This window comes from Nonomuraea aridisoli, from assembly GCF_003236395.1.
In the GTDB taxonomy this organism is placed as follows: Bacteria; Actinomycetota; Actinomycetes; order Streptosporangiales; family Streptosporangiaceae; genus Nonomuraea; species Nonomuraea aridisoli.
Genome location: NZ_POUD01000079.1, coordinates 1 through 24,323 on the forward strand (window position 1 = coordinate 1; position 24,323 = coordinate 24,323).

Consider the following 24,323-nt stretch of genomic DNA (forward strand, 5'->3'; position numbering starts at 1 on the left):
GCCCCGGTGGCCCCTGCCACACTTGTGCCCGCGGTTGTGGTGCGTAAGGAACGGAAGGAAGTGGCTGAAGTTGTTGTCGTCGTCGAAGACGTCGTCGCCGAAGTCGTCGTTCATGACGACGGGAAGGCCGGTGGCCGGCGTAGCGGCGGTGGCGGTGCTGGCACCGCCGGCGACCAGGGCGCCGGTCATGCCGGTGCCGATGGCGATTCCTGCGATAAGACTCTTGAGCTTGGGCATTGCGTTTTCCCCCTAAAGGATCGATTGCCCCGTTCTCGACGTTTCCGGGTACCTGTAACCAGGTTTTGGACGGCTACGGTGAGTCATCCGGTGGATGTCATTTCCGGGGCTGTGACCCAGCAAACGGGGATCACTCTATTTTGCAGTACATTAAGAGTCTTATTGCTTGGCTTAAAGATCTATCTCATGAAATGACATGAAATGTCCGATTCGAGCGGAAATGCGCAACGGCTCCAGGAGGTGCGGGCAGCCTCGGTCGACCGGCCTCTCGAATCCACGACTGAAAAGGCGAAACCGCGGCGCCCCGTGCGTACTGCTCCGAGAATGCGAAAGCGCGCGGATGCGTTACGGCGCCGATTTTCCCCGCCCCCGCGCGCGAGAATCGCGCGACTTGTCGTCAAAGGGTACGGCGGCGTTCGCCATTTGACCGGAGATGCGCCAGGCCGGCCGCTCCGGAGAAATGCCTTCCGCAAAAGTGCGGCCCCCGCCGACGGTCGATTCGCCGGCCTGGGCCGCTCATTACGGTGAGTGCCGGAGTCGTCACGGTGGGTGCCGCTGGAGACATGCTTTCCGACCCTGGTTGCCATAAACGGCATACGACAGGTTTTGCCGCGATCAGGACGTGTCAAGAGATCGCTTAGACCCCTATGTCGCGATATACACCGCTGCATCCGCGATGGTCAGCCGGACGCCGTGGGTGCGCCGCGCCGGCGGCGCACCCAGCGGTGTCACCGCGCCGGCACGGTCCGCTGCTCCCAGGAGAACACCTGCGGCGACTTCGGCTCGACGGTGACCCGCAGCCACTGGCTCGCGGTGTCGCCGAACGTCTCCAGCCGCGTCAGGTTCGGCACCCCCGCGTAGCCGGGCTCCGCCTCCTGCACGTGCTCGTCACCGTGCACCAGCATCACCGGCTTGCCGTACGCGCGAGCCCGCTCGACGATGCGCTCGCGGATCTCGGTGAACCCGGCGGCCTGCACGGGCTCGGCCTGCAGCATGAGCAGCACGCCCGGCGCGTCGGTGCGCCGGGCGGCGTCGAAGGCGGCGTCGATCCAGTCGAGCGCGGCGGCCTTGCGCGCCTCGTACTCGGCCGTGCGCGGCTCCGGCAGGTCGCCGCCGGGCAGCTCGCTCCAGGGCGCCAGGCCGTTGGAGCTGCCGACCACGTGCACCGTGGCGAAGACGACGCCCTTCTCGGTGAAGCGCACGTTCTCGACGTAGTCGCGGTGCCTCGGGTCGGCGGCCTGGGTCTCGACCTTCATCGCCCGGCCGCCGATCGTGCGCCCGGGGACCGGATAGAAGATGCGGCGGACCGCCTCCAGTCGTTCCGTGGGAAGGAAGCCGCCCGCGGCGGCGCGGTGGCAGTCGGTCCAGTCGTTGTCGCCGGGCGTCAGCACGAACGGGTCGTCGAACGTCCGGTACAACTTCGCCGTCGCGGTCAGGTGCGCGTCGTCGCAGGAGGTGGAGCCGCTCTTCACGTCTCCCGCGTGCAGGACGAGCCGGACGTCCCGGTCGGCGTCCACGTCGTCCACCAGGGCGGGGAACGCGGCCTCCTGCGCCTCGCCGTACGGGGTGTCGCCGAGGAGCGCGAAGGTGAACGAGGGCCCGGGGCTGGACGCGGCGCCGGCCGTGCCGGGTGCGGCGATGCCGCCGGCCAGCGCCGCGGCGATCGCCGCGGCCATGAGAAGGGGTTTACGCATGGACGCACCCTGTCCGGCCCCGGCCATCACCCGGTGACGCGCAGCCGAAGCCCCGGGGAAGGCGTCGCGAACGACGTCGATCATGGTGGGGGGTGGCCGACGGAGACTGAGCGCGATGTCCGTAATGTCGAGGAAGATGGGGCTGTCGTACCAGGTGGGGGAATCCGAGAGTGGCCGGCGACGATGAATATCGTGTGGGAACCGGGAAGAGGCGTACACGAAGGCGAGGAGGAGGACCCATGGTGGCGGAGCCGATCCCGCACTGGCCGGGACGCATGATCGGCTCGGTGCACGTGCGATCGACCCCCGAGGGCCCCGCCGAGCAGGCGGTGTTCGTGCACGGGCTGGCCGGTGCGGCGACCAACTGGACCGACCTCATGGACGAGCTCAAGGACACCGTCCAGGGGCACGCGCTCGACCTTCCCGGCGCGGGCTTCTCGCCCGCGCCCGACGACGGCGACTATTCCGTCCCCGCCCACGCGCGGGCGGTGATCGGCCTGCTTGAGCGGACGGGCCCGGCCCACGTGTTCGGCAACTCGCTGGGCGGCGCGGTCGCCGTCCGGGTCGCGGCGAGCCGTCCCGATCTCGTGCGCACGCTCACGCTCATCTCGCCGGCGCTGCCCGACCTGATCCCGAGGTACGGCCCCGTCCGCGTGGCGGCCGCCGCCGTGCCCAAGATCGGCGAATGGGTGACGGAACACCTGCGCATGCTCCCGGTCGAGCAGCGCATCCAGGCGTCGTTCGCCATGGTCTGGGCCAACATGGAGGCCGTCCACCCCATGCGACTGAAGGACGCCATCGAGGAGCAGCGCAGGCGCGACAGCCTGCCGCACGCCGGGCACGCCATGGTCGCCTCGGCGCGCGGCATCGTGGCCGAGTACTTCCGCCGCGGCCAGGACAATCTGTGGCGGCAGGCGGAGAAGGTCGAGGCGCCCACGCTGATCATCCACGGCCGCCACGACCGCCTGGTCCGGCCGGCGATGGCCAGGAAGGCGCACCGCGCGTTCCGCCACGTCCGGCTGGTGCTGCTGCCGACTGCGGGACACGTGGCGATGATGGAGATCCCGCAGGTCGTGGCCGCTGAGGCACGCCGTCTGATCGGTGAGACACGATTGGGGAATGCCCCACTGCCCGGCTAGGTTTCTAATGGAGATAAGACCCCCTGAAAACGGGAGCGTAGAAAGTGTCGTTGCCACCGCTGGTCGAGCCGGCTCCAGAGCTGACCGTCGACGAAGTGCGCCGCTACTCGCGCCACCTGATCATTCCCGACGTGGGCATGGCGGGGCAGAAGCGGCTGAAGAACGCCAAGGTGCTGTGTGTCGGCGCCGGGGGCCTGGGCTCGCCCGCGCTGATGTATCTCGCGGCGGCGGGCGTCGGCACCCTCGGCATCATCGACTTCGACGTCGTCGATGAGTCCAACCTGCAGCGCCAGATCATCCACGGTCAGTCCGACGTGGGCAGGCTGAAGGCCGAGAGCGCCGCCGCGTCGGTCCGCGAGATCAACCCGTACGTCGAGGTCGTGCTCCACAACACGGCGCTGACCACCGAGAACGTCATGGAGATCTTCTCGGGTTACGACCTCATCGTCGACGGCACCGACAACTTCGCCACGCGTTACATGGTGAACGACGCCGCGGTGCTGCTCGGCAAGCCGTACGTCTGGGGTTCGATCTACCGCTTCGACGGTCAGGCGAGCGTCTTCTGGGCCGAGCACGGTCCCTGCTACCGCTGCCTCTACCCCGAGCCCCCGCCTCCCGGCATGGTGCCGTCGTGCGCCGAGGGCGGCGTGCTCGGCGTGTTGTGCGCGTCGATCGGCTCCATCCAGGTCAACGAGGCCATCAAGCTGCTGACCGGCATCGGCGACCCGCTGGTCGGCCGGCTGATGATCTACGACGCCCTGGAGATGAAGTACCGCGACGTCAAGGTCCGCAAGGACCCCGAGTGCGTGCTGTGCGGCAAGAACCCGACGGTCACCGAGCTGCTCGATGACTACGAGGCGTTCTGCGGCGCGATCTCCGACGAGGCCGCCGAGGCCGCCACCGGCTCCACGATCACCGCGCAGGAGCTCAAGGCCATGCAGGACCGCGGCGACGAGATCTTCCTCGTCGACGTCCGCGAGCCCAACGAGTACGAGATCGTCAGCATCCCGGGCGCCACGCTGATCCCGAAGGGCGAGTTCCTCAACGGCTCGGCCCTGGAGAGGCTGCCCCAGGACAAGAAGATCGTGCTCCACTGCAAGTCGGGCGCCCGCTCGGCCGAGGCCCTCGCGGTCGTCAAGAACGCCGGCTTCTCCGACGCCGTCCACGTGGGCGGCGGCGTGCTGAGCTGGGTCAAGACCGTGGATCCGAGCCTGCCCTCCTACTGACGCGGATCGGGGGATGCGCCCCTGATCCTCAGGGAAAATCTGCGCTGAGGGACTGCCGCCGGGGTCTTGCGGGAAGCACGACGGGCGGCGGTCAGATGAGCAGGTTCCTTGTCAGGGGGTCAGACCGGTGAGATCCGCCCGCCCGTGGCCCACGCTCGTGGCGGCCTCCGCGCTGACGCTGGTCTGCGCGGTGGCCGCCGGAGTCGCGGGCAGCGCGGCGGGCACCGAGCTCACCCGCGGCCCGAGCACGGCCGAGCTGCACGCGGCGGCCGAGCGCGAGATCGCCGCCCGCTGGCGCACCTGGCCCGCGGGCCGCATCTTCCCCGCCACGCTGCCGTACTCGGCCGAGCAGGGCGGGCGCGAACGCGCCGGCCGGATCGGCATCTCGCCGCGCACCTCGTGCGCCGACTCCGTGGACGCCGCGGCGGCCAGGGCGCTGCGCCGGGCCGGGTGCCGGGGCGTGCTGCGGGCCACCTACATCGACGCGCTGCGCGGCGTGCTCGTCACCATCGGCGTGGTGGCGCTCCCCGACGAGCTGAGCGCCGTCCGCGCCAAGGCCGCCTTCGCCACGGGCGACAGGCCCACGCCCGGCCTGCGGCCGCTCGCCTTCCCCGGCACGGTCGCCGACCGGTTCACCGCCGACGTCCGCCAGTCGGGGTCGGTACGCCAGGCGGGGCCGTACCTCGTGCTGACCACGGCGGGTCAGGTGGACGGGCGGCCGGCGGACGCGGCGGGCGAGCCGCGGCCCGCGATCTTCGCCTTCGGCACCGAGATCGCCGAACGGGTCCTCAGCGAGCTCAGCACACCGCGGATGCCCGACTGCGCCTCGCGGGAGTGGCGGTGCTGAACCGGTTCGGGGTGGGCGTCGCGCTGGCGGGCGCGCTGCTGTTCACGGCGCCGCCCGCGCAGGCCGACGACGTACGCGGCGGGCAGCGGGCGGTGATCAAGACGCTGCGGCTCACCGAGGCGTGGCGGGTCAGCAAGGGCTCCGGGGTGACGGTGGCCGTGCTCGACTCGGGGGTCGATCCGCGCCACCGCGACCTGGCCGGCTCGGTACGCGTCGGTAAAGATTTCACCGAGGGCGCAAATCCGCCCGGCACGAGTCCGAGCAGGTTGCACGGCACGTACATGGCCTCGCTGATCGCCGGGCACGGTCACGGGCCTGGAGGAAAACGGGGGATCATCGGCGTCGCGCCCGAAGCGGACGTACTGTCGGTAAGGGTCATCCTGGAGGACGAGGAGCCCGGGTTCCGGGAGTTCAACTCCGACGAGCGCTTCGAGAACGTGGTGGCCCGGGGCATCCGCTACGCGGTCGACGAGGGAGCAGACGTCATCAACATGTCGATCTCCAAGCAGCTGGCGACCCGGGAGGAGCGTGCGGCCATCCGCTACGCCATCTCCAGGGGCGTCGTGCTGGTCGCCGCCGCGGGCAACGAGGGCGACAGGAAGACAGACGGCGCCTTCGCCCCCTACTCCTACCCGGCCGCATTCCCCGGGGTCGTCTCGGTCGGGGCGACCGACCGGCGGCTGCGCCGGGCGACGTTCTCCAACTGGAACTCCTCGGTGCTGGTGGCCGCGCCCGGCGTGGACATCATGGGCGCCGGGCCGGGCGACGAGTACTGGGTGGGCCGCGGCACGTCGCAGGCGACCGCGCTGGTGTCGGGCGTCGCCGCCCTCATTAAGGCCAAATATCCGGATATGTCGCCGCCGTTGGTGGCGCGGGCCCTCACCGACAGCGCCACCGACCGGCCCCCCGGCGGCTACGACACCGCCACCGGCTTCGGCGTCGTCAACGCCGCCAGGGCCCTGACCGAGGCGGCCCGGCTGGCCGGCCACACCGAGGTCGCGACCGGCCCCGAGACCCACAACCCGGCTCGCCCGCTGGCCGGTGGCCGCAAGGGCCCGGTCACGGTCGTCGTGCGCGACGACCGGCTCGTCACGGTCTACACGGCGATCTCCGCCGCGGCGGGCGTCGGCGCGCTGGCCTCGCTGTCCGTCATCTTCGTCCTGGTCAGACGGGTACGGCGGGAGCAGATGTCACAAGACGCATGATCCGCCTATCAAGGGGGACGAAATAGACAACTTCCCACATGAGTGGGAGCGACGAAGACGCGGGAACGAGGCGGTGGTGAAGAACCGTAGGACGACCACAGGGGGTCTACCGCGCGCCGGGGGAGGATCCGCCCAGCAACGGCGGAACCCGCTCGGCGCCGCAACCGGCCGCCGGCCGCGGGTGCGCACGTGGCCGGCGGTCGACTCCCGTGCTCGCACGGCCTCCCGGCAGCGTGCCGAGGTCACCTCCCTGCAGCAGGGTGTTCGCTACCGCCGCATGTTCGTGGCCCTGCTCAGCGTCGTCATCGTCGTGTCGTCCATGGTCGTGCTGCTCGGCACCGTCGGCCTGTTCGCCGAGACCCGCTCGCGCCCGCTCACCACGGCCGAGCAGGACCGCTACAAGCAGGAGGAGATCGCCCGGCGCTGGCAGGCCTGGCCCGCCACGGGCGTCTTCCCCGAAGAGGTGAAGTACTTCGGGCTCGACCGCGCCCAGCAGTACGCCCGCCGCGTCGGCATCGCCCCCGAGACCGAGTGCGCCAAGGGCGTGGACGCCCCCGTGGCCGGCATCCTGCGCGAGCACGGCTGCCGGACGCTGCTGCGGGCGACGTACATCGACCAGACGGCCTCGTTCGTCTTCACGATCGGGGTGGCCGTGCTGGAGGACGAGGAGTCCAGGGTCTCGGCGACCGACGAGCTCACCCAGGACGACCGGGTGGGCGTGCTGCCGGTCGCCTTCCCCGGCACGGTGACCGAGCGCTTCGGCCCCGACCAGCGCCAGCGCACCAGCTGGGTGGGCGCGGGGCCGTACATCGTCTTCTCCACGGGCGGTTACGCCGACGGGCGCACCCGCGCCGCGATCCCACCGGAGGAGATTCTGCACAGCGAGCTGTGGCCGGCCGCCAAGTCCATCGGCAACCAGATCGCCTACTTCCTCGCGGACCCGCCGAAGGTGCCGCCCTGCACTCAGGGGAACGTGTGCTGACCGTCGTACGCCTGGTCACGGCGTCCGTCCTCGCCTTCACGGGCACGGCCGCCGACCCCGTCAGAGACCAGCAGCAGTGGGTGCTCGACGCGCTCAACGTCGAGCGGGCCTGGACGTCGACCAGGGGCGAGGGGGTCACCGTCGCCGTCGTCGACAGCGCCGTGGACGCCGACGTCAAAGAGCTGAAGGGCCGCGTCACCGCCGGCCCCGACATGTCGGCGGGCGCCCTGCAGCGCGAGGTTCCGCCCGGCCGGCACGGCACCGCGATGGCGGGGCTCATCGCCGCCTCCGGCGAGGACGGCGGCTTGGTCGGCGTCGCGCCGGCGGCGCGCATCCTGTCGCTGCCCATGGCCATCGACGAGGAGCCCGGCTTCTCCGTGCCGCCCTTGGAGGAGGACGGCCCGGCCGCCGACAGCCCGCTCGCCCGCGCCCTGCGCTACGCCGCCAACCACGGCGCCCAGGTCGTGAGCATGTCCATCGGCTCGTACGGGCCGCTCCGGTCCGAGCGCGAGGCCGTCTCGTACGCGCTGGGCAAGGGCGTCGTGCTGGTCGCCGCCGTGGGCAACGACGGCCAGACCGCGTACGCCAGGGAGAAGAGCACCTCCTACTGGAGCTTCCCGGCCGGTTACCCGGGGGTCATCGGCGTGGCGGCCACCGACCGGCAGGGGCGCAGGGCGTCGTTCAGCAGCGACAACCTGTCGGTGCTGGTCTCCGCGCCGGGCGTCGAGGTGCCCGTGGTCAAGCGCGGCAGCGGCCACGAGCTGTCCGAGGGCACGAGCTCGGCCGCCGCGCTCGTGGCGGGCGTGGCGGCGCTCATCAAGTCGCGCCACCCCACTCTGCCGCCCGAGCAGGTCGCCCAGGCGCTGGTGGCCGGCGCCAAGGGCGGGCCCGCCGCCGGTTACGACGACCAGACCGGGTTCGGCGTGGTCGACGCCGCCGCCGCGCTCGACGCCGCCGGGCGGCTGACCGGGGCCAAGCGCAGCGTGGAGCCCGGCGTCAAACACTTCGGGGAGGGCGAGGACTCACCCGTGCCGACCCGTCCCGGGCCCGATCCGCTGCGGTTGGGCCTGTACGGCGGCGGCGTGCTCGTGGCGCTGGCCATGTTCTGCGGGGCCATCGTTCTGCTCAATCAGCGAAAAGAGTGAAAGATCCGCTATGGTCCCGCGTCATGGGATACGAGCTGCGGGTGGTGCGGGAGTCGCCACTCGCCTTCGCGGAGCTTGCGAAGGCCATAGCGCCGGCCGGATTCGAGCTGCGCGGATCTGACGAGATCGTGATCGGGCACGGCGGCGACGTGCACCCGGTGGCCCGATGGCGGGACCAGCTGGTCGGCGAGCCCGGCTCCGACTGGCAGGTGGCCCAGCTCCTGCGCCTGTCCACCGCCCTCGGCGCCCGGCTCGTGGGCGAGGACGGCGAAATCTACACCCTGCGCGACGGCGTCATGGAGGTCGAGGCCGCCGGATCCGTGACGGAGCTCGGCAAGTTCGACGAGATCATCGACTCGGGTCCCACGGCGTGGAGTCCCTGAACCCCTTCGCCGAGCGGGTGCTCGACCTGGTCGAACGCATCCCGCCGGGCAAGGTCATGGCGTACGGCGACATCGCCGAATACCTCGGCGAGGGCGGCCCGCGCCAGGTCGGCAGGGTGATGGCCGTGTGGGGCGGCGGCGTGCCGTGGTGGCGCGTCGTGCACGCCGACGGCACCGCGGCGGCCCCCGACCACCTGCGGGAGTGCCTGGCCCACTGGCGCGAGGAGGGCACGGCGCTGCGCGGCGAACGGGTGGACATGCGCCAGGCCCGCTGGGACGGGCGTTCAGCCGATTTTCAGTAACGACGCTGACCTGCGCCTTCGGCGAACCCGCGATTCCGTCGCATGTGACTCCCATTACCATGGGCTGAACACTGATGGCGGCCCGAAAGGCGGTGCCTCCCCATGGCCACCGGCGTCACAGCCCGCAGCCAGGGCGGCGATTCGCTCGCCGACCGCCTGAAGGCTGTCCAGGATCTGTGCGATCGTGGCGAGCCTCTCGAAGCGGTCATGCGAGCGGTCGGCCCCGGCGGTCGCGACGCCGCGTTCGACGACCAGGTTCTCAGCGGTCCCCTCGGGGCCCGCATCGACCTGGCGGTCAAGCGCGGCCCCGCGCGCCGCCGCGAGATGCTCGACCTCGTACGCCCCTACCTCGCGGGCGTCGACGCGCGCGTCAAACGCGACCTGCCCGTCGCCCGGCGCCTCATCTGCCACCTGATCGAGCACCGCCCCGACGACGAGCTCGTCGAGGGCGAGACGCTCGCCTCGGTGGTGGCCGCGGCGGCCGAGCCGGCCCAGCGCATCCGCAAGGGCCTGCGCTGGTACGCCGACCTGCCGCTGCGCGACGAGCTGCCGGCCGACCTCTACCGCCTGCGCCGCGCCGACCTGGCGCCGGTGACCCACATCGACGACATCGTCTGGGTCGACGGCAAGCTGCGCGTCACCGGCTTCGCCTACCTCGCCGGGCTCTCCGTGCGCAGCCGCCGCTTCAACATGGCGACCGTGGTGCTGCGCGGGCCGCGCTGGCTGCCGCCCATCCGCATGCGCACCCGCCGGGTGCTCGCCCCCGAGGCCACCCACGGCGCCCGCGAGCCCGGCTGCAACTACGACTGGTCCGGCTTCACCGCCGAGCTGCGCCCGTGGTCGCTGCGCTGGCGCGGCGGCGTGCGCGGGTTCGTCTCCGGGGCCCGCCGCCGCATGCGCCGCAGGCCGTCGGTGCCCGACGCCACGACGTGGCGCGCCGAGATCGTGTTCTGGAGCCGTGGCGCGCGGGCGACCGGCCTGCTGCGCGGCTCCTCCATCGGCCGTCCCGAGCGGCCCGCCGGGCTCCGCGTCAAGCAGGGCTGGTGGGTCAGGCCGGTCTGGACGTCCGACCGCGCTCTGCAGGTCGTGCTCCAGCCCAACCGGGCCGAGCTGACCGGCGTGCGGCTCGACGGCGAGCGCCTGGAGCTGAGGATCCACCTGCCCGGCCGCACGGTCACCAAGGGCCACGCCCGGCTCGGCGGCCACCGCATCGCCGCCGACTTCACCCCGTCCGGCGACGGCACCGACGTCGTGGTCGGCCTGGCCGTGCCGGCGCTGCTGCAGGAGAAGGACGGCCGGCGGCTATGGGTCGAGCCCAAGGGCGACCCGGCGGCCTCCGTCATGCTGGGCGACTCCACCGAGACCCGCTCGACGGTGGGCGACCGCGAGATCACCGTGCTGGGCGACCGCCGCGACCGCATCGTGATCTCGGCCCACCGCATCCGCCCGGTGATCACCTCGGCGGTCTGGGAGGGCTCCGCGCTCGTGCTGCGCGGTGACTACCCCGACGCGCCGGGGCCGCGCGCGCTGACGCTGCGCCACCGGTCCGGGCTGTCCTACCAGCTGCCGATGGAGCGCTCCGGCGCCGCGTTCTCCGTACGCGTGCAGCCGGGGGCGATGGACCGCTTCGGCGAGCCGGTGCCGCTGGCCTCCGGCACCTGGAGCATGTCGCTGCGCCACCCGTCCGGCGAGATCGTGCCGCTGCGGATGGATCACGCGGCCCTGTCCGGCCTCGACGAGGACCCACGCACGATCGGCGGTCACGTCTTCCGCATGATCTCCACGCGTTTCGACGTGCCGGTGATCACTTCCGAGGAGGACAGGCCGGCCGAGGAGCGCGGCGTGGCCGGCACCCACGTGCTGCGCCGGGTCTTCTACCCGGCCCAGCGCACCGAGCCGCTGCGCGAGTCGACCGTCTACGTCGTCAACGACGGCCGCCTCTACGCCGACAGCGTGCGCGCCGTCTACGAGGAGCGGTTGCGCCGGGGCGACGACCGCGAGCACATCTGGATCGTCAAGGACGGCGCGTTCGTGCCGCCGGGCGGCGCGACGGTCGTGCGCGCCGGCAGCCGCGAGCACCACGAGGCGCTGGCCAGGTCGCGTCACATCATCACCAACGCGTTCCTGCCGGTGTGGTTCCGCGCCCGCGAGGACCAGGTGGTCGTGCAGACCTGGCACGGCACCCCGGCCAAGTTCGTCGGCAACGACCAGGCCCACATGAATCGCGACCCCAGGCCGCCCATCTGGCACCGCCAGGCGGCCGAGGTGCGCGGATGGGATCTGCTGCTGTCGCAGTCGCCGTGGGCCACGCCGGTGCTGCGCAAGGCGTTCGGCTACAAGGGCGAGGTGCTGGAAGGCGGGCTGCCCCGCAACGACGTGCTCAACTCGCCCGACCGCGACGCGCTCGCCGCGGCCGTGCGCGAGCGGCTCGGGCTGGCCGAGGGCAAGCGCGTGGTGCTCTACGCGCCGACCTTCCGCGACTACGACCGCAAGAACGCCATGGTCAAGCTCGACCTGGCCAAGGCGCGGCAGGCGCTGGGCGCCGACCACGAGATCCTCGTACGCGCCCACCCGATGCAGGCCGCGCCCGCCGTCCCGGAGATCGCGCGCGACGTCACGACTTATCCGGACATCGCCGAGCTGCTGCTGGTGACCGACGTGCTGGTGACCGACTACTCGTCCGTCATGTTCGACTTCGCCAGCACAGGCCGCCCGATCATCCTGTACGGCTACGACCTGGCGAAATACTCCGCCAAGCGGGGCCTCTACCTCGACCTGGCGGAGCAGGGGCCCGGGCCGCTGCTGTCGACGTCGGCCGAGGTGATCGAGGCGCTGCGGTCGATCGACCAGGTGGCCGCCGCCACCGCCGACCGCTACGACGCCTTCCGTGCCACGTTCGCCCCCCGCGACGACGGCAAGGCCACGGCCAGGGTGGTCGACCGCCTCTTCGGCTGAGCGGCCGGTCCGGCGGGCGCAGGACCTGCCCGGACCGTGCCGCGGCCGGGGAACCCGTGACGCTGCGGGCGAACACGGGCGTCGGCGTGTCGCGAGAAATCCCGATATCTGCGCCGATACGGTAGGCGGATCGCGTGGGGAGACGGGGCAAGTCGGCACGATCTACCCCTGTGGTCTGGTGGAATCTAGAGCTGTGAGTGCTCAGACCTGGCGGTTGGTGCGCAGAGGATCCGGGGGGTCCGATGCGCCCCTTGTGCTCGACGAGCACCAGCGTGCCGTGGTCCAGCACGAGCGCGGGCCGCTGCTCGTCCTGGGCGGCCCCGGCACCGGCAAGACCACGACGATCGTCGAGAGCGTGGTCGACCGGATCGAGCGCCGGGGCGTCGACCCCGAGCGCGTGCTCATCCTCACCTTCAGCCGCAAGGCCGCCGAGGAGCTGCGCCGCCGCGTCACCGGCCGGCTGCGCCGTACCACCCGCACCCCGCTGGCCCTGACCTTCCACTCCTACGCGTACGCGCTGCTGCGCCGCGAGAGCGTGCTCGCGGGCAAGGCCCCGCCGCGCCTGCTCACCGGTCCTGAGCAACTGCTGGAGATCCGGCGGCTGCTCCACGGCGAGCTGGAGGGCGGCGCCCTCGACTGGCCCGTGTCGTTGCGCGAGCCGCTCAAGACCCGCGGGTTCGCCGAGGAGCTGCGCGACTTCCTGTCCCGGGCCAACGAGCGGGGGCTCGACGCCGAGCGGCTGATCGCGCTCGGCCGGATGCACGGGCGCGGCGACTGGGTGGCCGCCGGCCGGTTCGCCGAGCGCTACCAGGACCGCTTCGACCTCGCCCCCGAGGAGACCTACGACTACGCCGAGCTGGTCAGGGCCGCCTCCGCGCTGCTGGCCGACCCGCAGGTGCGCGAGCGCGAGCGGGCGGCGCACGAGGCGGTGTTCGTCGACGAGTACCAGGAGAGCGATCCGGCGCAGGAGCTGCTGCTGTCACAGCTGGCGGGCGACGGGCGCGACCTGGTCGTGGTCGGCGACCCCGACCAGTCGATCTACGGGTTCCGTGGTGCCGACGTGCAGGGCATCATGCGCTTCCCCGAGCGGTTCAGGAGGCTCGACGGGAGCGAGGCCCCGGTGCTGGCGCTGCGGGTGTCCCGCAGGAGCGGGGCCGACCTGCTGGAGGCCACGAGGCGGGTGGCGGCCCGGCTGCCGGTCGCGCCCGCTCCAGAGCACGACCAGCGCCACGGTCACCGTGAGCTGGCGCCGCCGCCCGAGGCCGACCCCGGCGAGGCGCGGGTGCTGCTGGCCGACAGCACGAGCCAGGAGGCCGCGATCGTGGCCGACACGCTGCGCCGCGCCCACCTGATCGACGGGGTGCCGTGGCACCGCATGGCGGTGCTGGTCCGCTCGGCCCGGCGGCAGGTGCCGCTGCTGCGGCGGGCGCTGGTCAACGCCGGCGTGCCGACGATGATCGCGGGCGACGAGGTGCCGATCGCGCAGGAGCCGGGCGTGCGGCCGCTGCTCACCATGTTGCGGGTGGCGCTGGACCCGTCCCAGCTCGACGAGGGGGTGGCCGAGGAGCTGCTGACCGGGCCGCTCGGCGGCACCGACATGATCGGCGTGCGCCGCCTCCGCCGCGCCCTCAAGATCGCCGAGAACGAAGCCGTGCACGGCGCTCCGGAGGTCGCCGGCGCGCCAGGAGCGGACGACGCGCGGAGCGCGGAGGACACCCCGCTCGCGCGCGACGCCCGGCCCGCCGAGGACGCCCGCCCGCCGGTCGAGGCCGGCGCCGCCGCGCCGTACCGGGACGACGAGGTACGCTCGACCGGTAGCGCGGACACGGGTGTTCCGGCCGACTCCGCGCCGGTGGGCGGTGATGCTCGCGATCGTGCGCCCGAAAGCGCGGACGCGCCGGTCCGGCCCCTTCCCGAAGGGGCGGCCGCGGTGAGCGAGGCGGCCGGTGCCGTGCTCGACGGTGAGGTGGTGGGGCGGCCCGGGGCGCGGTCCTCCGGGGAGTTGCTGGTGGCGGCGGTCGAGGACGCCCGGGAGCTCACCCGGGTGGAGCCGCACGTCGCGCTTCCGGCCGAGCGGGTGGCCCGGCTGCTCGCGGCCGCCCGGGAGAGCGCCGCGGGGCAGGGCACCGCCGAGGACGTCCTGTGGACGATCTGGCAGGGCAGCGGGCTGGCCGAGCGCTGGACGGAGCTCAGCCTGCAGGGCGGCCCCAGGGGCGCCCAGGCCGACCGCGACCTCGACGCCGTGGTGGCGTTGTTCGACCACGCGGCCAGGTTCGTCGACCGCATGCCCATGGCCGGCCCTGAGGTGTTCCTCGACGACCTCGCCGCCCAGGAGATCCCCGGCGACACGCTCGCCGAGCGGGCCCCCGACGGCGACGCCGTGCGCGTGCTGACCGCCCACCGCGCCAAGGGCCTCGAATGGGACGTCGTCGTGGTGGCCGGAGTGCAGGAGGGCGTCTGGCCCGACCTGCGGCTGCGCGGCTCGCTGCTGGGCATCGAAGACCTGGTCGAGGTGGTCGAGGGCGCCGAGCCCAACGCCGCCTCGCTGCACTCGAAGATGCTCGCCGAGGAGCGCCGGCTGTTCTACGTGGCGGTGACCAGGGCCAGGCGCAGGCTCGTGGTCACGGCCGTCGGCGGCGAGGACACCGACGAGCGCCCGTCCAGGTTCCTGGAGGAGCTGATGCCGGGCGCGGTCGAGCAGGCCACGGTCGACGACCGGGCCCGCTGGCTCAACATGCCGGCGCTGGTGGCCGACCTGCGCAGCGCGGTGACCGACCCGACGAAGCCCAGGAAGCTGCGGCAGCGGGCCGCCCGGCAGCTGGCCCGCCTGGCCGCCGCAGGGGTGCAGGGCGCCCACCCCAACGACTGGTACGCCCTCACCCCCATCTCCGACGACCGCCCGCTGAGCTGGCCCGACGGCGTGGTCAGCGTGTCCCCGTCGGCGGTCGAGAGCTTCACCAAGTGCGGCCTGCGCTGGCTGCTGGAGACGGCGGTCGGCGCGGCCGGCACCAGCACCGCCCAGGGCCTGGGCAACGTCATCCACGCCCTGGCCGTGCTGGCGGCCACCGACCTGCCCAGCGAAGACCTCCTGGGCAAGCGCCTCGACGAGGTGTGGAAGGAGCTCGACTTCGGCGGCGCCTGGTACAACCGCAAGCAGCGCAAGGTGGCCGAGCAGATGATCCGCAAGTTCCTGGCCTGGCACGAGGAGAATCCACGCGAGCTCAAGGCCATCGAGGAGTCGTTCACCGCCATGGTGTCCGAGGGCGTGCAGATCAAGGGCCGGGTCGACCGGGTGGAGGCCGACGACCAGGGCCGCGCGGTGATCATCGACCTCAAGACCGGCGGCTCCAAGCCCAAGGCGGGCGAGATCGACCGCCATCCGCAGCTCGGCGTCTACCAGCTCGCCGCCCTGCTCGGGGCCTTCGCCCGCCACGGCATGACCGAGCCGGGCGGCGCCGCGCTGGTGCAGCTCGGCAAGGCGGGCGGCAAGAACGCCGCGCTGGAGCAGCAGCAGGGCGCGCTGGCCGACGACAAGAACCCTCAGTGGGCCGAGGAGCTCGTCGACACCGTCGCGACCGGCATGTCGGGCCCGTTCTTCCAGGCCAAGGTCAACGACGGCTGCCGCACGTGCGCGGCCCGGGCGAGCTGCCCGGTCAACGACAACGGGGGCCAGGTGTGCTGACCCCCGCCGAGCTCGCCGAGAAACTCGGCATCCTGCCCCCCACCCCCGAACAGGCGGAGGTCATCGAGGCCCCGCTGGAGCCCATGGTCGTCATGGCCGGCGCCGGCTCGGGCAAGAGCGAGACGATGGCCGGGCGCGTGGTCTGGCTGGTCGCCAACGGCCTGGTCAGCCCGGCCAACGTGCTGGGCCTGACGTTCACCCGCAAGGCCGCCGCCGAGCTGGCCACCCGGGTCAGGGAGCGGCTCAACGGCCTGGTGGAGGCCGGGCTGCTCGCGCCGGGCGCGCTCGACGAGGAGCCGACGGTGTCCACCTACCACTCCTACGCGGCCCGCCTGGTCACCGACCACGCGCTGCGCGAGGGCCTGGAGCCGACGATGCGCCTGGTCACGCCGGCCGTGTCCTGGCAGCTGGCCTCGCGGGTGGTGGCGATGTACGACGGGCCGATGGACAAGATCGAGCTGGGCCCGCCCTCGGTCACCGCCGCCGTGCTGGAGCTGGCCGGGGAGCTGTCGGAGCATCTGCGCACGCCCGCCGACGTGCGGCGGGTGGGGGAGTGGCTGCGCGAGCGCCTCGACGCGCTGCCGGGCCGCCCGATCGTCGCCCAGAAGCGGCCGGTCACCGTCCAGGCGGCCAGGGAGCAGCTGCTGCCGCTGGTGGAGGCGTACGAACGGCTCAAGCGGCAGCGCGAGGTCATCGACTACGGCGACCAGATGTCGCTGGCGGCCAGGATCGCGGCCAACCACAAGGAGGTCGGCGAGATCGAGCGCGGCCGCTACTCCGTGGTCCTGCTCGACGAATACCAGGACACCAGCCACGCCCAGCTCGTCCTGCTCCGCTCGCTCTTCGGCGGCGGCCACCCGGTCACCGCGGTCGGCGACCCGTGCCAGTCGATCTACGGTTGGCGCGGCGCCTCGGCGGGCAACCTGCGCCGCTTCCCGCGCGACTTCCCGGCCCGCACGGGCGAGCCCGCGCCGATCCGCCAGCTCAGCGTGAGCTTCCGCAACGGCGACCGCGTCCTCGACGTGGCGGCCCGCGTGCAGCTGCCGCTGCGCATGGAGGCCCGCGAGGTGCCCGTGCTGGTGCCCGGCCCCAACCGGGTCGATCGGGGCCGCGTCTCGTGCGCGTTCCACGAGACGGCCGAGGACGAGGCGAAGTGGATCGCCGACGGCATCGCGAGGATCCTCGGCCAGGAGAGCGCCCCCGACGGCCTACCCTGGGGCGACAGGGAGCGCAAGAAGACCCTCGCCCTCCAGCCTCAGGACATCGCCATCCTGGCCCGCAAGCGCTCGCAGTTCCCGGTGATCCGCCGCGCCCTGGAGGATCGCGACATCCCGGTCGAGGTAGTCGGCCTCGGCGGCCTGCTCACCGTGCCGGAGGTGAGCGACATCGTGGCCACCCTGCGCGTCCTGTACGACGCCACGGCCGGCGACGCGCTGGCCCGGCTGCTGGCCGGGCCGCGCTGGCGGATCGGCCCGGCCGACCTGCGGGCGCTCGGCGAGCACGCCAGACAGCTGGCCCGCGAGCTGAGCGAGAGCCACCGCGAGGAAGACCCGCTCCACCAGGTCGTGGCCGACATGGCCGAGGAGCGCGGCAGCCTGGTCGACGCGCTCGACGAGCTGCCCGACCGGCCCGAGTGGCTGGAGGAGTACAGCCCGCTGGCCCGCACGCGGCTGGTCGCGTTCGCCCACGAGCTGCGCCAGCTGCGGGCGCACACCGCGCAGCCGCTGCCCGACCTGATCAGCGAGGTGGAGCGCCGGCTCGGCCTCGACATCGAGGTGGCCGCGCGCAGCGGCACGGCGGGGGCGTTCGCGGCGCGGGCCGACCTCGACGCGTTCCTCGACGCGGCCTCCAGGTTCGCGGGCGACGCCGAAGACCCGACTCTCGGGGCGTTCCTGGCCTATCTGCAGGCTGCGGAGAGCGAGGAGTTCGGGCTGGAGGCAGGCCGGGTCGGCGAGAGCAACAGCGTCAAGCTGATGACCGTGCACGCCTCCAAGGGCCTGGAGTGGCCGGTCGTGGTGGTGCCGGGCCTGTCACAGCTGGTCAGCTCGAAGGGCACGATCGCGACCGGCAGCATCTTCCCCGCCACCCCGGTCGTGAACGGCCGCTGGACCGACAACCCGCGCAAGCTGCCCTACGCGCTGCGCGGCGACGCCGCCGACCTGCCGAGGCTGTCCGGGCTGAGCAAGGAGGAGCTGGCCGCGTTCGAGGAGCACTGCCGCGAGCGCGACCTGATGGAGGAGCGCAGGCTCGCCTACGTCGCGGTCACCCGCGCCCACTACCAGCTCATCGCCTCCGGCTACCGCTGGGGCACGGCCACCAAGCCGCTGGAGCCGTCCGACTTCCTGCTGGAGATCCGCGACGTCGCCGACCGCGTCACGGTCTGGGCGGCCGACCAGCCGGCGGGCGCGGCCAACCCGCTGCTGGCCGAGCCGCCCGAGGCCGTCTGGCCGGTCACGCCCGAGGGCCTGCGGTACGAGTCCGTCCTCGACGGCGCCCGCCTGGTCGAGGACGCCCTGGCGGGCGGTCTCGCCGAGGACGATGACGACGACGAGCCGCTGCGCGCCTTCGAGGAGGAGCGGCTGCGGGCCTGGGAGCGCGACACCGACCTGTTGCTGCGCGAGCGCGAGCTGCACCGCCGCCGCCCCGCGACGATCGTGGAGCTGCCCGCCAAACTGACCGTGTCGTCGCTGGTCACGCTGGCGCAGGACCCTGGCGAGCTGGCCCGCCGCATCCGCCGCCCGGTCCCGGTCAAGCCGGCGCCGCTGGCCCGGCGCGGCACGTCGTTCCACAAGTGGCTGGAGACCCGGTGGGACCAGCAGCGGCTCATCGACGACCTGGAGCTGTACGACGAGGAGCTCGAGGAGACCGACGTGCGGCTGGCGGAGCTGCAGGAGCGCTTCGAGCAGAGCGAGTGGGCCGAGCGGCGGCCGATCGACCTGGAGGTGCCGTTCGAGACCATGATCGCCGACCGGCTGGTGCGCGGCCGCATGGACGCCGTCTTCGAGCGGCCGGGCGGCGGCTACGAGGTGGTCGACTGGAAGACCGGCGAGCCGCCCAGGGGCAAGGCGGCGCGGGCGGCGTCGGTGCAGCTGGCGGCCTACCGGCTGGCCTGGTCCCATCTGGCGGGGGTGCCGCTGGAGGAGGTGGGGGCGGCCTTCCACTACGTCCGCGCCAACCGCACCGTCCGCCCGGTCGACCTGCTCGACGGCGACGGCCTGGTCGCGCTGATCGAGAGGGTCAGGCGCGCAGATGGTGGAACGCCGGCTTCGGGTGCATGAGGAAGTCGTGGTGGGAGATGTTCCAGGCGTAGGCCCCGGCCATCTCGAACACCACGGTGTCGCCCACGCGGACCGAGGTCACGACCCGCTGGGCGAGCACGTCCTTCGGGGTGCACAACTGGCCGACGAACGTGACCGGCTCGTCCGTCACGCCCGGCCCGCCGCTGGTGTGCAGGCCGGTGGGCAGGATCGTGAACGGCTGGTCGTGCCCCTTCGTCGCGGGGGTGCGCAGGTGGTGGGTGCCCCCGAGCACGATCGCGTACGCCTGGCCGCGCACCCGTTTCACGTCCACCACCCTGGTCACGTAGCAGCCGCAGTAGACGGTCAGCGCCCGGCCCGGCTCGATCCGCAACCGCCTGCCCCGCCCGAGTGACGCGAGGCCCGCGCCGTAGGCCGCCCAGTCGAACCGGGCCTGCGGCGCCGCGTACGACACCGCCATCCCGCCCCCCAGATTGACCTCCTCGTACGGCTGCTCCAGCAGCGCCCGCGCCAGCTCCAGCAACTGGGGCGCCTCCAGCCCGCTGGCCAGGTGGGCGTGCAGCCCGCGCAGCCGCACCCGGTCGCCGAACAACGGCAGGCACGCGGCGATCCCGTCCTCGTCCATCCCGAACGGCCCGCTCATCGTCAGCGCGGCGCCCTCGACCGGCAGGTCCGGGTTCAGCCGGAGCAGCACGTCGGCCTCCAGCCCGGTGTCGATCAGGCGGCGCAGCTCGTTCGGCGACTCGACGTGGATACGGTGGTGCGGCAGCCGCAGCTCGGCGTCGGTCTTGCCGGGCCCGCCCAGCGCCACCGGCATGCCGGGGAACAGCGCGGTGACGTGCGCGTGCTCGCCCGCCGACGACACCTCGAACCCGTCCACGTGCGCGGCCAGCACGCGCAGCAGCTCCGGGTCGGGGTTGGCCTTGACGGCGTAGTACAGCTCCACGCCCGCCACCGCCCGCCGCACGGACGCGGCGTGCTCGTCGAGGGCGGGCAGGTCGTAGAGGTAGGCCGGCACCTCGCCGAGCCGCAGGGCGGCCTCCCGGACGCGCGGGCCGATCACGCGAGCGGGTTCGCGATCGGCACGTACCCGGCGGCGCGGTCGGCCGCCCTGGCCCAGCGCACGCCCAGGTTGGCCTTGGCGGGCAGCGGCGCGCCGGCCAGCAGGTCCGACAGCGGCAGCGGCCGGCCCAGGTCGGCGGCCTGGCGGGCGAACAGGTCGCGGGCGATCCGCCACAGGTCGCGCAGCAGCCCGTCGTCAGGCCCCGCGACGGTGGCGGCGATCTCGGTGAGGTGGTTGACGAGCAGGCAGTAGACCACCCGGGCCCAGCCGCGCTCGGCGTCGTACGTGAGCGCCCCGGCCACGTCGGGGTCGAGCCCGGCGAGGTCGTGGCGGCCGGCGACCAGCTTGGTGCCCTCCAGGTCGCGGAAGACCGCCTCGACGGGCAGGCCGGTGGCGTCCAGGCCGACGAGCACGTTCTGCAGGTGAGGCTCCAGCACCACGCCGTACGCGAAGTACAGCTCCAGCACCGGAAGCGCCACCACCGACACGTACGCCCGCCACCACGCCCGAGGGTCGCCGGCGGGAGCCCGCAGGGCCACGGCGCCGGCCAGCACCGGGGTGACGCCGGGGGAGCAGACCGCCCAGGGGCCGCGCCGGACGATCACGCCGAGCCCCTCGTGCAGCCGGGTGCCGAGGGCGGCCGTCCGGTAGCCGGGCTCGGGCAGCCAGCGGGTGGCCGGATGCCGCCGCGCGACGGCCTCGAAGATCGGCGTCAGGCGCTCGGTCAGCTCCACGGCCCCGGCCAGCTCGTACCAGGCGTTCTTGCGCACGCAGTTGGTGATCCGTACGTCCAGGGAGAACTTCAGGCAGACCCCCGCCTCCGGGGCGTACACCGTGCGCACCGACGACGTCGGCGTCACCACCGGGCCGGGCCCCAGGTCCACGAGATCGGCCCCGAACACGGGCCGCAGCAGGTCCAGCTGCCAGGGGTGGGCGGGCAGCAGCCGGTACCCGGCGGGCGCCCCATCAAGTGCACCGCCGAGCGCGTCGAGCGCACCCACCTCACCGCCCTCCGCGAGCACGTCCTCGCGGACGCCGAGCAGCCGGAGCGGGAACTCGGCGTGGGCCTCGGGGGCGTAGCGCAGCCAGCCGTCCCCGCCGCGCGCCTTCGGGCTCGGATGGAACGGATGCCCGTGGACCAGCGCCTGCTCCGAGGCCAGCCACGGATCGGCGGGCGGGACGGCTCCGGCCCTGGCCCGCACGATCGCCGCCACCGCCTCCCTGCTGGCGGCCACCTGCCCGGCGAACTCGCCGTTGTGCCCCTGCAGCTCGGCCTCGACCAGCTCGACCAGCTCCTCGGTGGTCAGCGGCCGCCAGACGCCCGACTCCAGGCGCTCGGCGGGGCCGTCGAACCGCAGCGCCGCGCCCCCGTGCGTGCGCACCCGCAGCAGCGTGCCCGCCACCCGCAGCAGCAGGTTCGGCGGCGCCGGCCACACCAGGCCGCGCGGCCCGGCCACCTCCCGCACGCAGCAGCGCAGCAGCGCCGCCAGCGTCGCCTCCTCGGCCAGGTCGTCTTCGACGGCCGGGCCTGAGGCCGCGTCGAGGGTCAGTCCGTGCATTCACGTTCTCCTCAGGTAGTTGGGCCCGCTGGTGCCGTAGAACTTGTTGACGTCACGCGCGCCGGAGCGCTCCTTCGACATGAGCGTCCCGGCGGTGATCATGGATTTGCCGGTGAGCCGGGCCGCGTCGAGCGTCCTGGCCCGCAGCAGCCGCGCCATGGGGTCGTCGCCGTACGCGTCCAGCGCCTCGGCGAGGGTGTCGCGCAGCAGCGTGGCGGCCGCGTCGTGCGGCACCGCCGCGAACGTCACCGCGGCGGCGGCCAGGTGCAGGGTGATGGTCACGAACACGTCGGCCAGCGCGTGGGGGTCGTCGGTCAGCATGCGCTCGTCGGCGAAGTCCGGCACCGCGATCCCGGCGGCCGCGAGCCGGGCGGGCGAGGCCAGCAGGCCGTCGTTGTCCTTGACGAGCAGGCGCAGCCGGTCACCCTGGACGAGCAGGGCGAGGTTCTGCTGGTGGGCTTCGAGGGCGACGCCGTACCGGACGAAGAGCCGTACGTTCCAGCGCAGCAGCAGCCGCAGGTAGGCGGGCAGCACGTCGCCCAGCCCGGCGAGCACGCCGGGCGCGTTGAGCGCGGCGACCGGCACGATCGTGCCCTCGGGCAGCCGCCTGACCATCCAGGCGAGGTACTCGTGCCCGGCGTGCGCGTACGTCTGCTCGTCGGCGAGCACCACGTCCGGGTCGGCCAGCTCGCGCAGCAGCAGCTCGGCGCGGGCCCCGTCGTCGAGGGTGCCCGGCTTGATCGAGCGCCGGTTCCTGACGCCGAGGGTGCTGACCGGGAGGGGCAGCTTGAGGTGCAGGCGCGGCCCGGCCTCGACCGTGCGCATCGACAGGGTGGGCCGCACGGTGACGGCCTCGCCGTCCAGCATCCGCACCCCGTCGATCTTCCGCACCTCGTTCACGGTCAGCGGGTGCACGGGGAAGAGCGCCTCGCCGGCGCCGGCCGTGATGCCTTCCGGCAGGAGAGCAGCGGGCAGGTCCGCGGCGCCCGGCCGCAGCATGCGGCGCGGCACCGCCGCCCACCGCAGGTCGAACGAGGGCCCGAACTCCGGCGCGTACGCGAGCAGGTCGTCCTCCGACAGCCCGGCCCGCGCCCGCGACGTCGGGTAGACCGGATGGTCGGCGAACGCCGCCAGCGTCTCGTACGACGGCCCCGCCCGCAGCACCTCCTCCGCCCGCGCGTCGTGCAGCTCCAGCGCCGTCAGCGCCGCCAGGCACTCCTCGAAGAACGCCGCCACCCCTTCGGCGTCGGCCGGGTCGGCCGCCTCGGCCAGCGTCTCCAGCACCTGCTCCAGCCCCAGCCGCTCGTCCGGCGCGACCACGAAGTCCTGGAACAACACGCCCGGCACGAGGCGCACCCAGCGCCCGTCGGCGAGCGTCAGCCCGACGCCGTCCCTGGTCCGCGCCACCCGGGAGGCCAGCCCGCCGTAGTCCTCGCGCACCAGCGCGTCGAGCACCCGGGCGGCCAGGTACGCCTCCCGACCGCTCATTCGACCACCCACGGCCGGGCGGCCCGGTAGCCGGCGATGGCGGCGTCCACCCGCTCCCGGTCGGGGCCGACCGCGCGGAGCACGCCGAGGTAGTCGCGGTTGGTGTGGGTGAGGGAGACGACGTCGCCGACGGCGCGCAGCGGCCGGTGCCACAGCCGTACGCCGCCGCTGTCGACCGACTCGTGCCCGGGCGCCTCCTTGACGGTGCCCGGCCGGTCGGCGACCAGGCTGACGGCGCTGCCGTACGCGGTCGCCGGGGGCGGGGCGGGCGCCCGGTCACCGAGGTGCACCCGCAGGATCCACTCGAAAAGCGGCACCCCGAGCACGTCGGCGAGCAGGAAGTCGCAGTGGTCGCCGATCACCCGGTAGTTCACCTCGACGATGCGCGGCCCGCGCGAGGTGACGACGTACTCGGTGTGGCAGGCTCCGAAGCCCACCCCGAGCGCCCGCAGCGCCGCGAGGACGTGCTCGTGCGGCCCGTCGGGCGCCCAGTCGAGCCGTTCCTCCACGAAGTGCGGCAGCGGCCCCAGCGTCGTCGCGAACCCGCCCAGCACCCGCAGCCCCGAGTCGTCCCCCAGGGTCTCCAGCGTGCGCAGCGGCCCGTCGAGGTACTCCTCCACGACCAGCGCCTCGCCCGGCCGCCGCTTCCTGACCTCCGCCACGGCCGCGGCCAGGTCGTCCTCGACGAACGCGACGTCCTCGCTGGCCACCCCTTCGCGCGGCTTGACCACCACCGGGTACGGCACCCGCTCGGGCACCGGGTCCCCCGGCCCCAGCCGTACGGAGAAGACCTCCTCGACGCCCGCGTGCGCCAGCCGGCGGCGCGTCAGGAACTTGTTCTTGGCCGCCGCGCACGCCCGCCAGTCCTTGCCCGGCAGCCCGAAGTAGCCGGCGGCCAGCGCGGTCTCGGCCTGCAGATGGTCGGAGTTGGAGAAGATCGCGTCCGGCCTGCCCAGGTGCTCGATCGTGTCGATGAGGGCCCGCGGGTCGCGTACGTCGCAGCCCACCGCACCCGGATGCCGGTCCGGCCGGTCGGTGAGCACGGTCACCTCGCAGCCGAGCGCCCGCGCCGCGGGCAGGAAGCCGTCCGTCACCGAGTCGGTCGGCTTGAGCGCGGTCAGGTAGAGCCGCAACGCGGAAGCACCCCCGGGAGATCAGG

17 protein-coding genes are annotated in these 24,323 nt (G+C 73.3%); 11 read left to right on the forward strand and 6 right to left on the reverse strand.

Annotation, left to right across the window (positions count from 1 at the left end; all coding sequences use genetic code 11):
• Both C1J01_RS20075 and C1J01_RS20080 read right to left on the reverse strand, forming a co-directional pair.
• Window positions 1–237 (reverse strand): hypothetical protein (locus C1J01_RS20075; RefSeq protein ID WP_146615664.1); only part of this gene is annotated, 237 nt, incomplete at its 3' end.
• A 728-nt stretch (window positions 238–965) separates the two neighbouring features.
• A complete protein-coding gene (locus C1J01_RS20080; RefSeq protein WP_111180522.1) occupies window positions 966–1,931 on the reverse strand; it encodes a metallophosphoesterase in 966 nt (321 codons plus the stop codon).
• Between the two features lie 239 nt (window positions 1,932–2,170).
• Here C1J01_RS20080 and C1J01_RS20085 point away from each other — a divergent pair, with 239 nt between their 5' ends.
• The 11 genes from C1J01_RS20085 to C1J01_RS20135 all read left to right on the forward strand — a co-directional run bounded on the left by C1J01_RS20085 (window position 2,171) and on the right by C1J01_RS20135 (window position 19,075).
• Window positions 2,171–3,070, forward strand: coding sequence for an alpha/beta fold hydrolase (locus tag C1J01_RS20085; RefSeq protein ID WP_111180523.1), 900 nt, complete (start codon window positions 2,171–2,173; stop codon window positions 3,068–3,070).
• Window positions 3,071–3,114: 44 nt separating this feature from the next.
• A complete protein-coding gene (gene moeZ / locus C1J01_RS20090; RefSeq protein WP_111180524.1) occupies window positions 3,115–4,296 on the forward strand; it encodes an adenylyltransferase/sulfurtransferase MoeZ in 1,182 nt (393 codons plus the stop codon).
• A 127-nt stretch (window positions 4,297–4,423) separates the two neighbouring features.
• The gene (locus tag C1J01_RS20095; RefSeq protein ID WP_235854552.1) at window positions 4,424–5,143 is read left to right on the forward strand and encodes a hypothetical protein; all 720 of its coding nucleotides are present in this window, start codon (window positions 4,424–4,426) and stop codon (window positions 5,141–5,143) included.
• Window positions 5,137–6,348 carry a type VII secretion-associated serine protease mycosin gene (mycP, locus tag C1J01_RS20100; RefSeq protein WP_111180542.1) on the forward strand — a complete coding sequence of 404 codons (1,212 nt, stop codon included), beginning with the start codon at window positions 5,137–5,139 and terminating at the stop codon, window positions 6,346–6,348. The genes C1J01_RS20095 and mycP overlap by 7 nt, the downstream gene beginning before the upstream one ends.
• A gap of 181 nt (window positions 6,349–6,529) precedes the next feature.
• A complete protein-coding gene (locus tag C1J01_RS20105; RefSeq protein WP_111180525.1) occupies window positions 6,530–7,330 on the forward strand; it encodes a hypothetical protein in 801 nt (266 codons plus the stop codon).
• Window positions 7,324–8,475 (forward strand): S8 family serine peptidase, encoded by a 1,152-nt coding sequence (locus tag C1J01_RS20110; protein WP_111180526.1) that lies wholly within the window; start codon window positions 7,324–7,326, stop codon window positions 8,473–8,475. Before C1J01_RS20105 ends, C1J01_RS20110 begins: the two co-directional genes overlap by 7 nt.
• 23 nt (window positions 8,476–8,498) lie before the next feature.
• Window positions 8,499–8,858 (forward strand): hypothetical protein, encoded by a 360-nt coding sequence (locus C1J01_RS20115; protein ID WP_111180527.1) that lies wholly within the window; start codon window positions 8,499–8,501, stop codon window positions 8,856–8,858.
• Window positions 8,846–9,160, forward strand: coding sequence for an MGMT family protein (locus tag C1J01_RS20120; RefSeq protein ID WP_111180528.1), 315 nt, complete (start codon window positions 8,846–8,848; stop codon window positions 9,158–9,160). The genes C1J01_RS20115 and C1J01_RS20120 overlap by 13 nt, the downstream gene beginning before the upstream one ends.
• 102 nt (window positions 9,161–9,262) lie before the next feature.
• Complete coding sequence (locus tag C1J01_RS20125) at window positions 9,263–12,115, forward strand: CDP-glycerol glycerophosphotransferase family protein (RefSeq protein WP_235854553.1); 2,853 nt, start codon at window positions 9,263–9,265, stop codon at window positions 12,113–12,115.
• 253 nt (window positions 12,116–12,368) lie between these two features.
• Window positions 12,369–15,797: an ATP-dependent helicase gene (locus tag C1J01_RS20130; protein WP_111180529.1), complete on the forward strand. Its 3,429-nt coding sequence runs from the start codon at window positions 12,369–12,371 to the stop codon at window positions 15,795–15,797.
• Window positions 15,791–19,075, forward strand: coding sequence for an ATP-dependent helicase (locus C1J01_RS20135; protein WP_111180530.1), 3,285 nt, complete (start codon window positions 15,791–15,793; stop codon window positions 19,073–19,075). Before C1J01_RS20130 ends, C1J01_RS20135 begins: the two co-directional genes overlap by 7 nt.
• Here C1J01_RS20135 and C1J01_RS20140 read toward each other — a convergent pair.
• From C1J01_RS20140 to C1J01_RS20155, 4 genes are read right to left on the reverse strand one after another with little or no spacing between them, the layout of a single operon-like run.
• Complete coding sequence (locus C1J01_RS20140; RefSeq protein ID WP_111180531.1) at window positions 19,035–20,117, reverse strand: type III PLP-dependent enzyme domain-containing protein; 1,083 nt, start codon at window positions 20,115–20,117, stop codon at window positions 19,035–19,037. The two genes, C1J01_RS20135 and C1J01_RS20140, sit on opposite strands and share 41 nt — an antisense overlap.
• A complete protein-coding gene (locus C1J01_RS20145; RefSeq protein ID WP_111180532.1) occupies window positions 20,114–21,676 on the reverse strand; it encodes an IucA/IucC family protein in 1,563 nt (520 codons plus the stop codon). Before C1J01_RS20145 ends, C1J01_RS20140 begins: the two co-directional genes overlap by 4 nt.
• Complete coding sequence (locus C1J01_RS20150; protein WP_111180533.1) at window positions 21,677–23,164, reverse strand: IucA/IucC family protein; 1,488 nt, start codon at window positions 23,162–23,164, stop codon at window positions 21,677–21,679.
• Entirely contained in the window at window positions 23,161–24,297 is a 1,137-nt protein-coding gene (locus tag C1J01_RS20155) for an ATP-grasp domain-containing protein (protein WP_111180534.1), read from the reverse strand. Before C1J01_RS20155 ends, C1J01_RS20150 begins: the two co-directional genes overlap by 4 nt.
• Window positions 24,298–24,323 lie beyond the last annotated feature (26 nt).

Bases quoted from the DNA above. Each gene is read 5' to 3' on its own strand.
- C1J01_RS20080 (WP_111180522.1), bottom strand. From the start codon at position 1,931: ATGCGTAAACCCCTTCTCATGGCCGCGGCGATCGCCGCGGCGCTGGCC.
- C1J01_RS20085 (WP_111180523.1), top strand. From the start codon at position 2,171: ATGGTGGCGGAGCCGATCCCGCACTGGCCGGGACGCATGATCGGCTCG.
- C1J01_RS20115 (WP_111180527.1), top strand. From the start codon at position 8,499: ATGGGATACGAGCTGCGGGTGGTGCGGGAGTCGCCACTCGCCTTCGCG.
- C1J01_RS20125 (WP_235854553.1), top strand. From the start codon at position 9,263: ATGGCCACCGGCGTCACAGCCCGCAGCCAGGGCGGCGATTCGCTCGCC.
- C1J01_RS20145 (WP_111180532.1), bottom strand. From the start codon at position 21,676: ATGCACGGACTGACCCTCGACGCGGCCTCAGGCCCGGCCGTCGAAGAC.
- C1J01_RS20150 (WP_111180533.1), bottom strand. From the start codon at position 23,164: ATGAGCGGTCGGGAGGCGTACCTGGCCGCCCGGGTGCTCGACGCGCTG.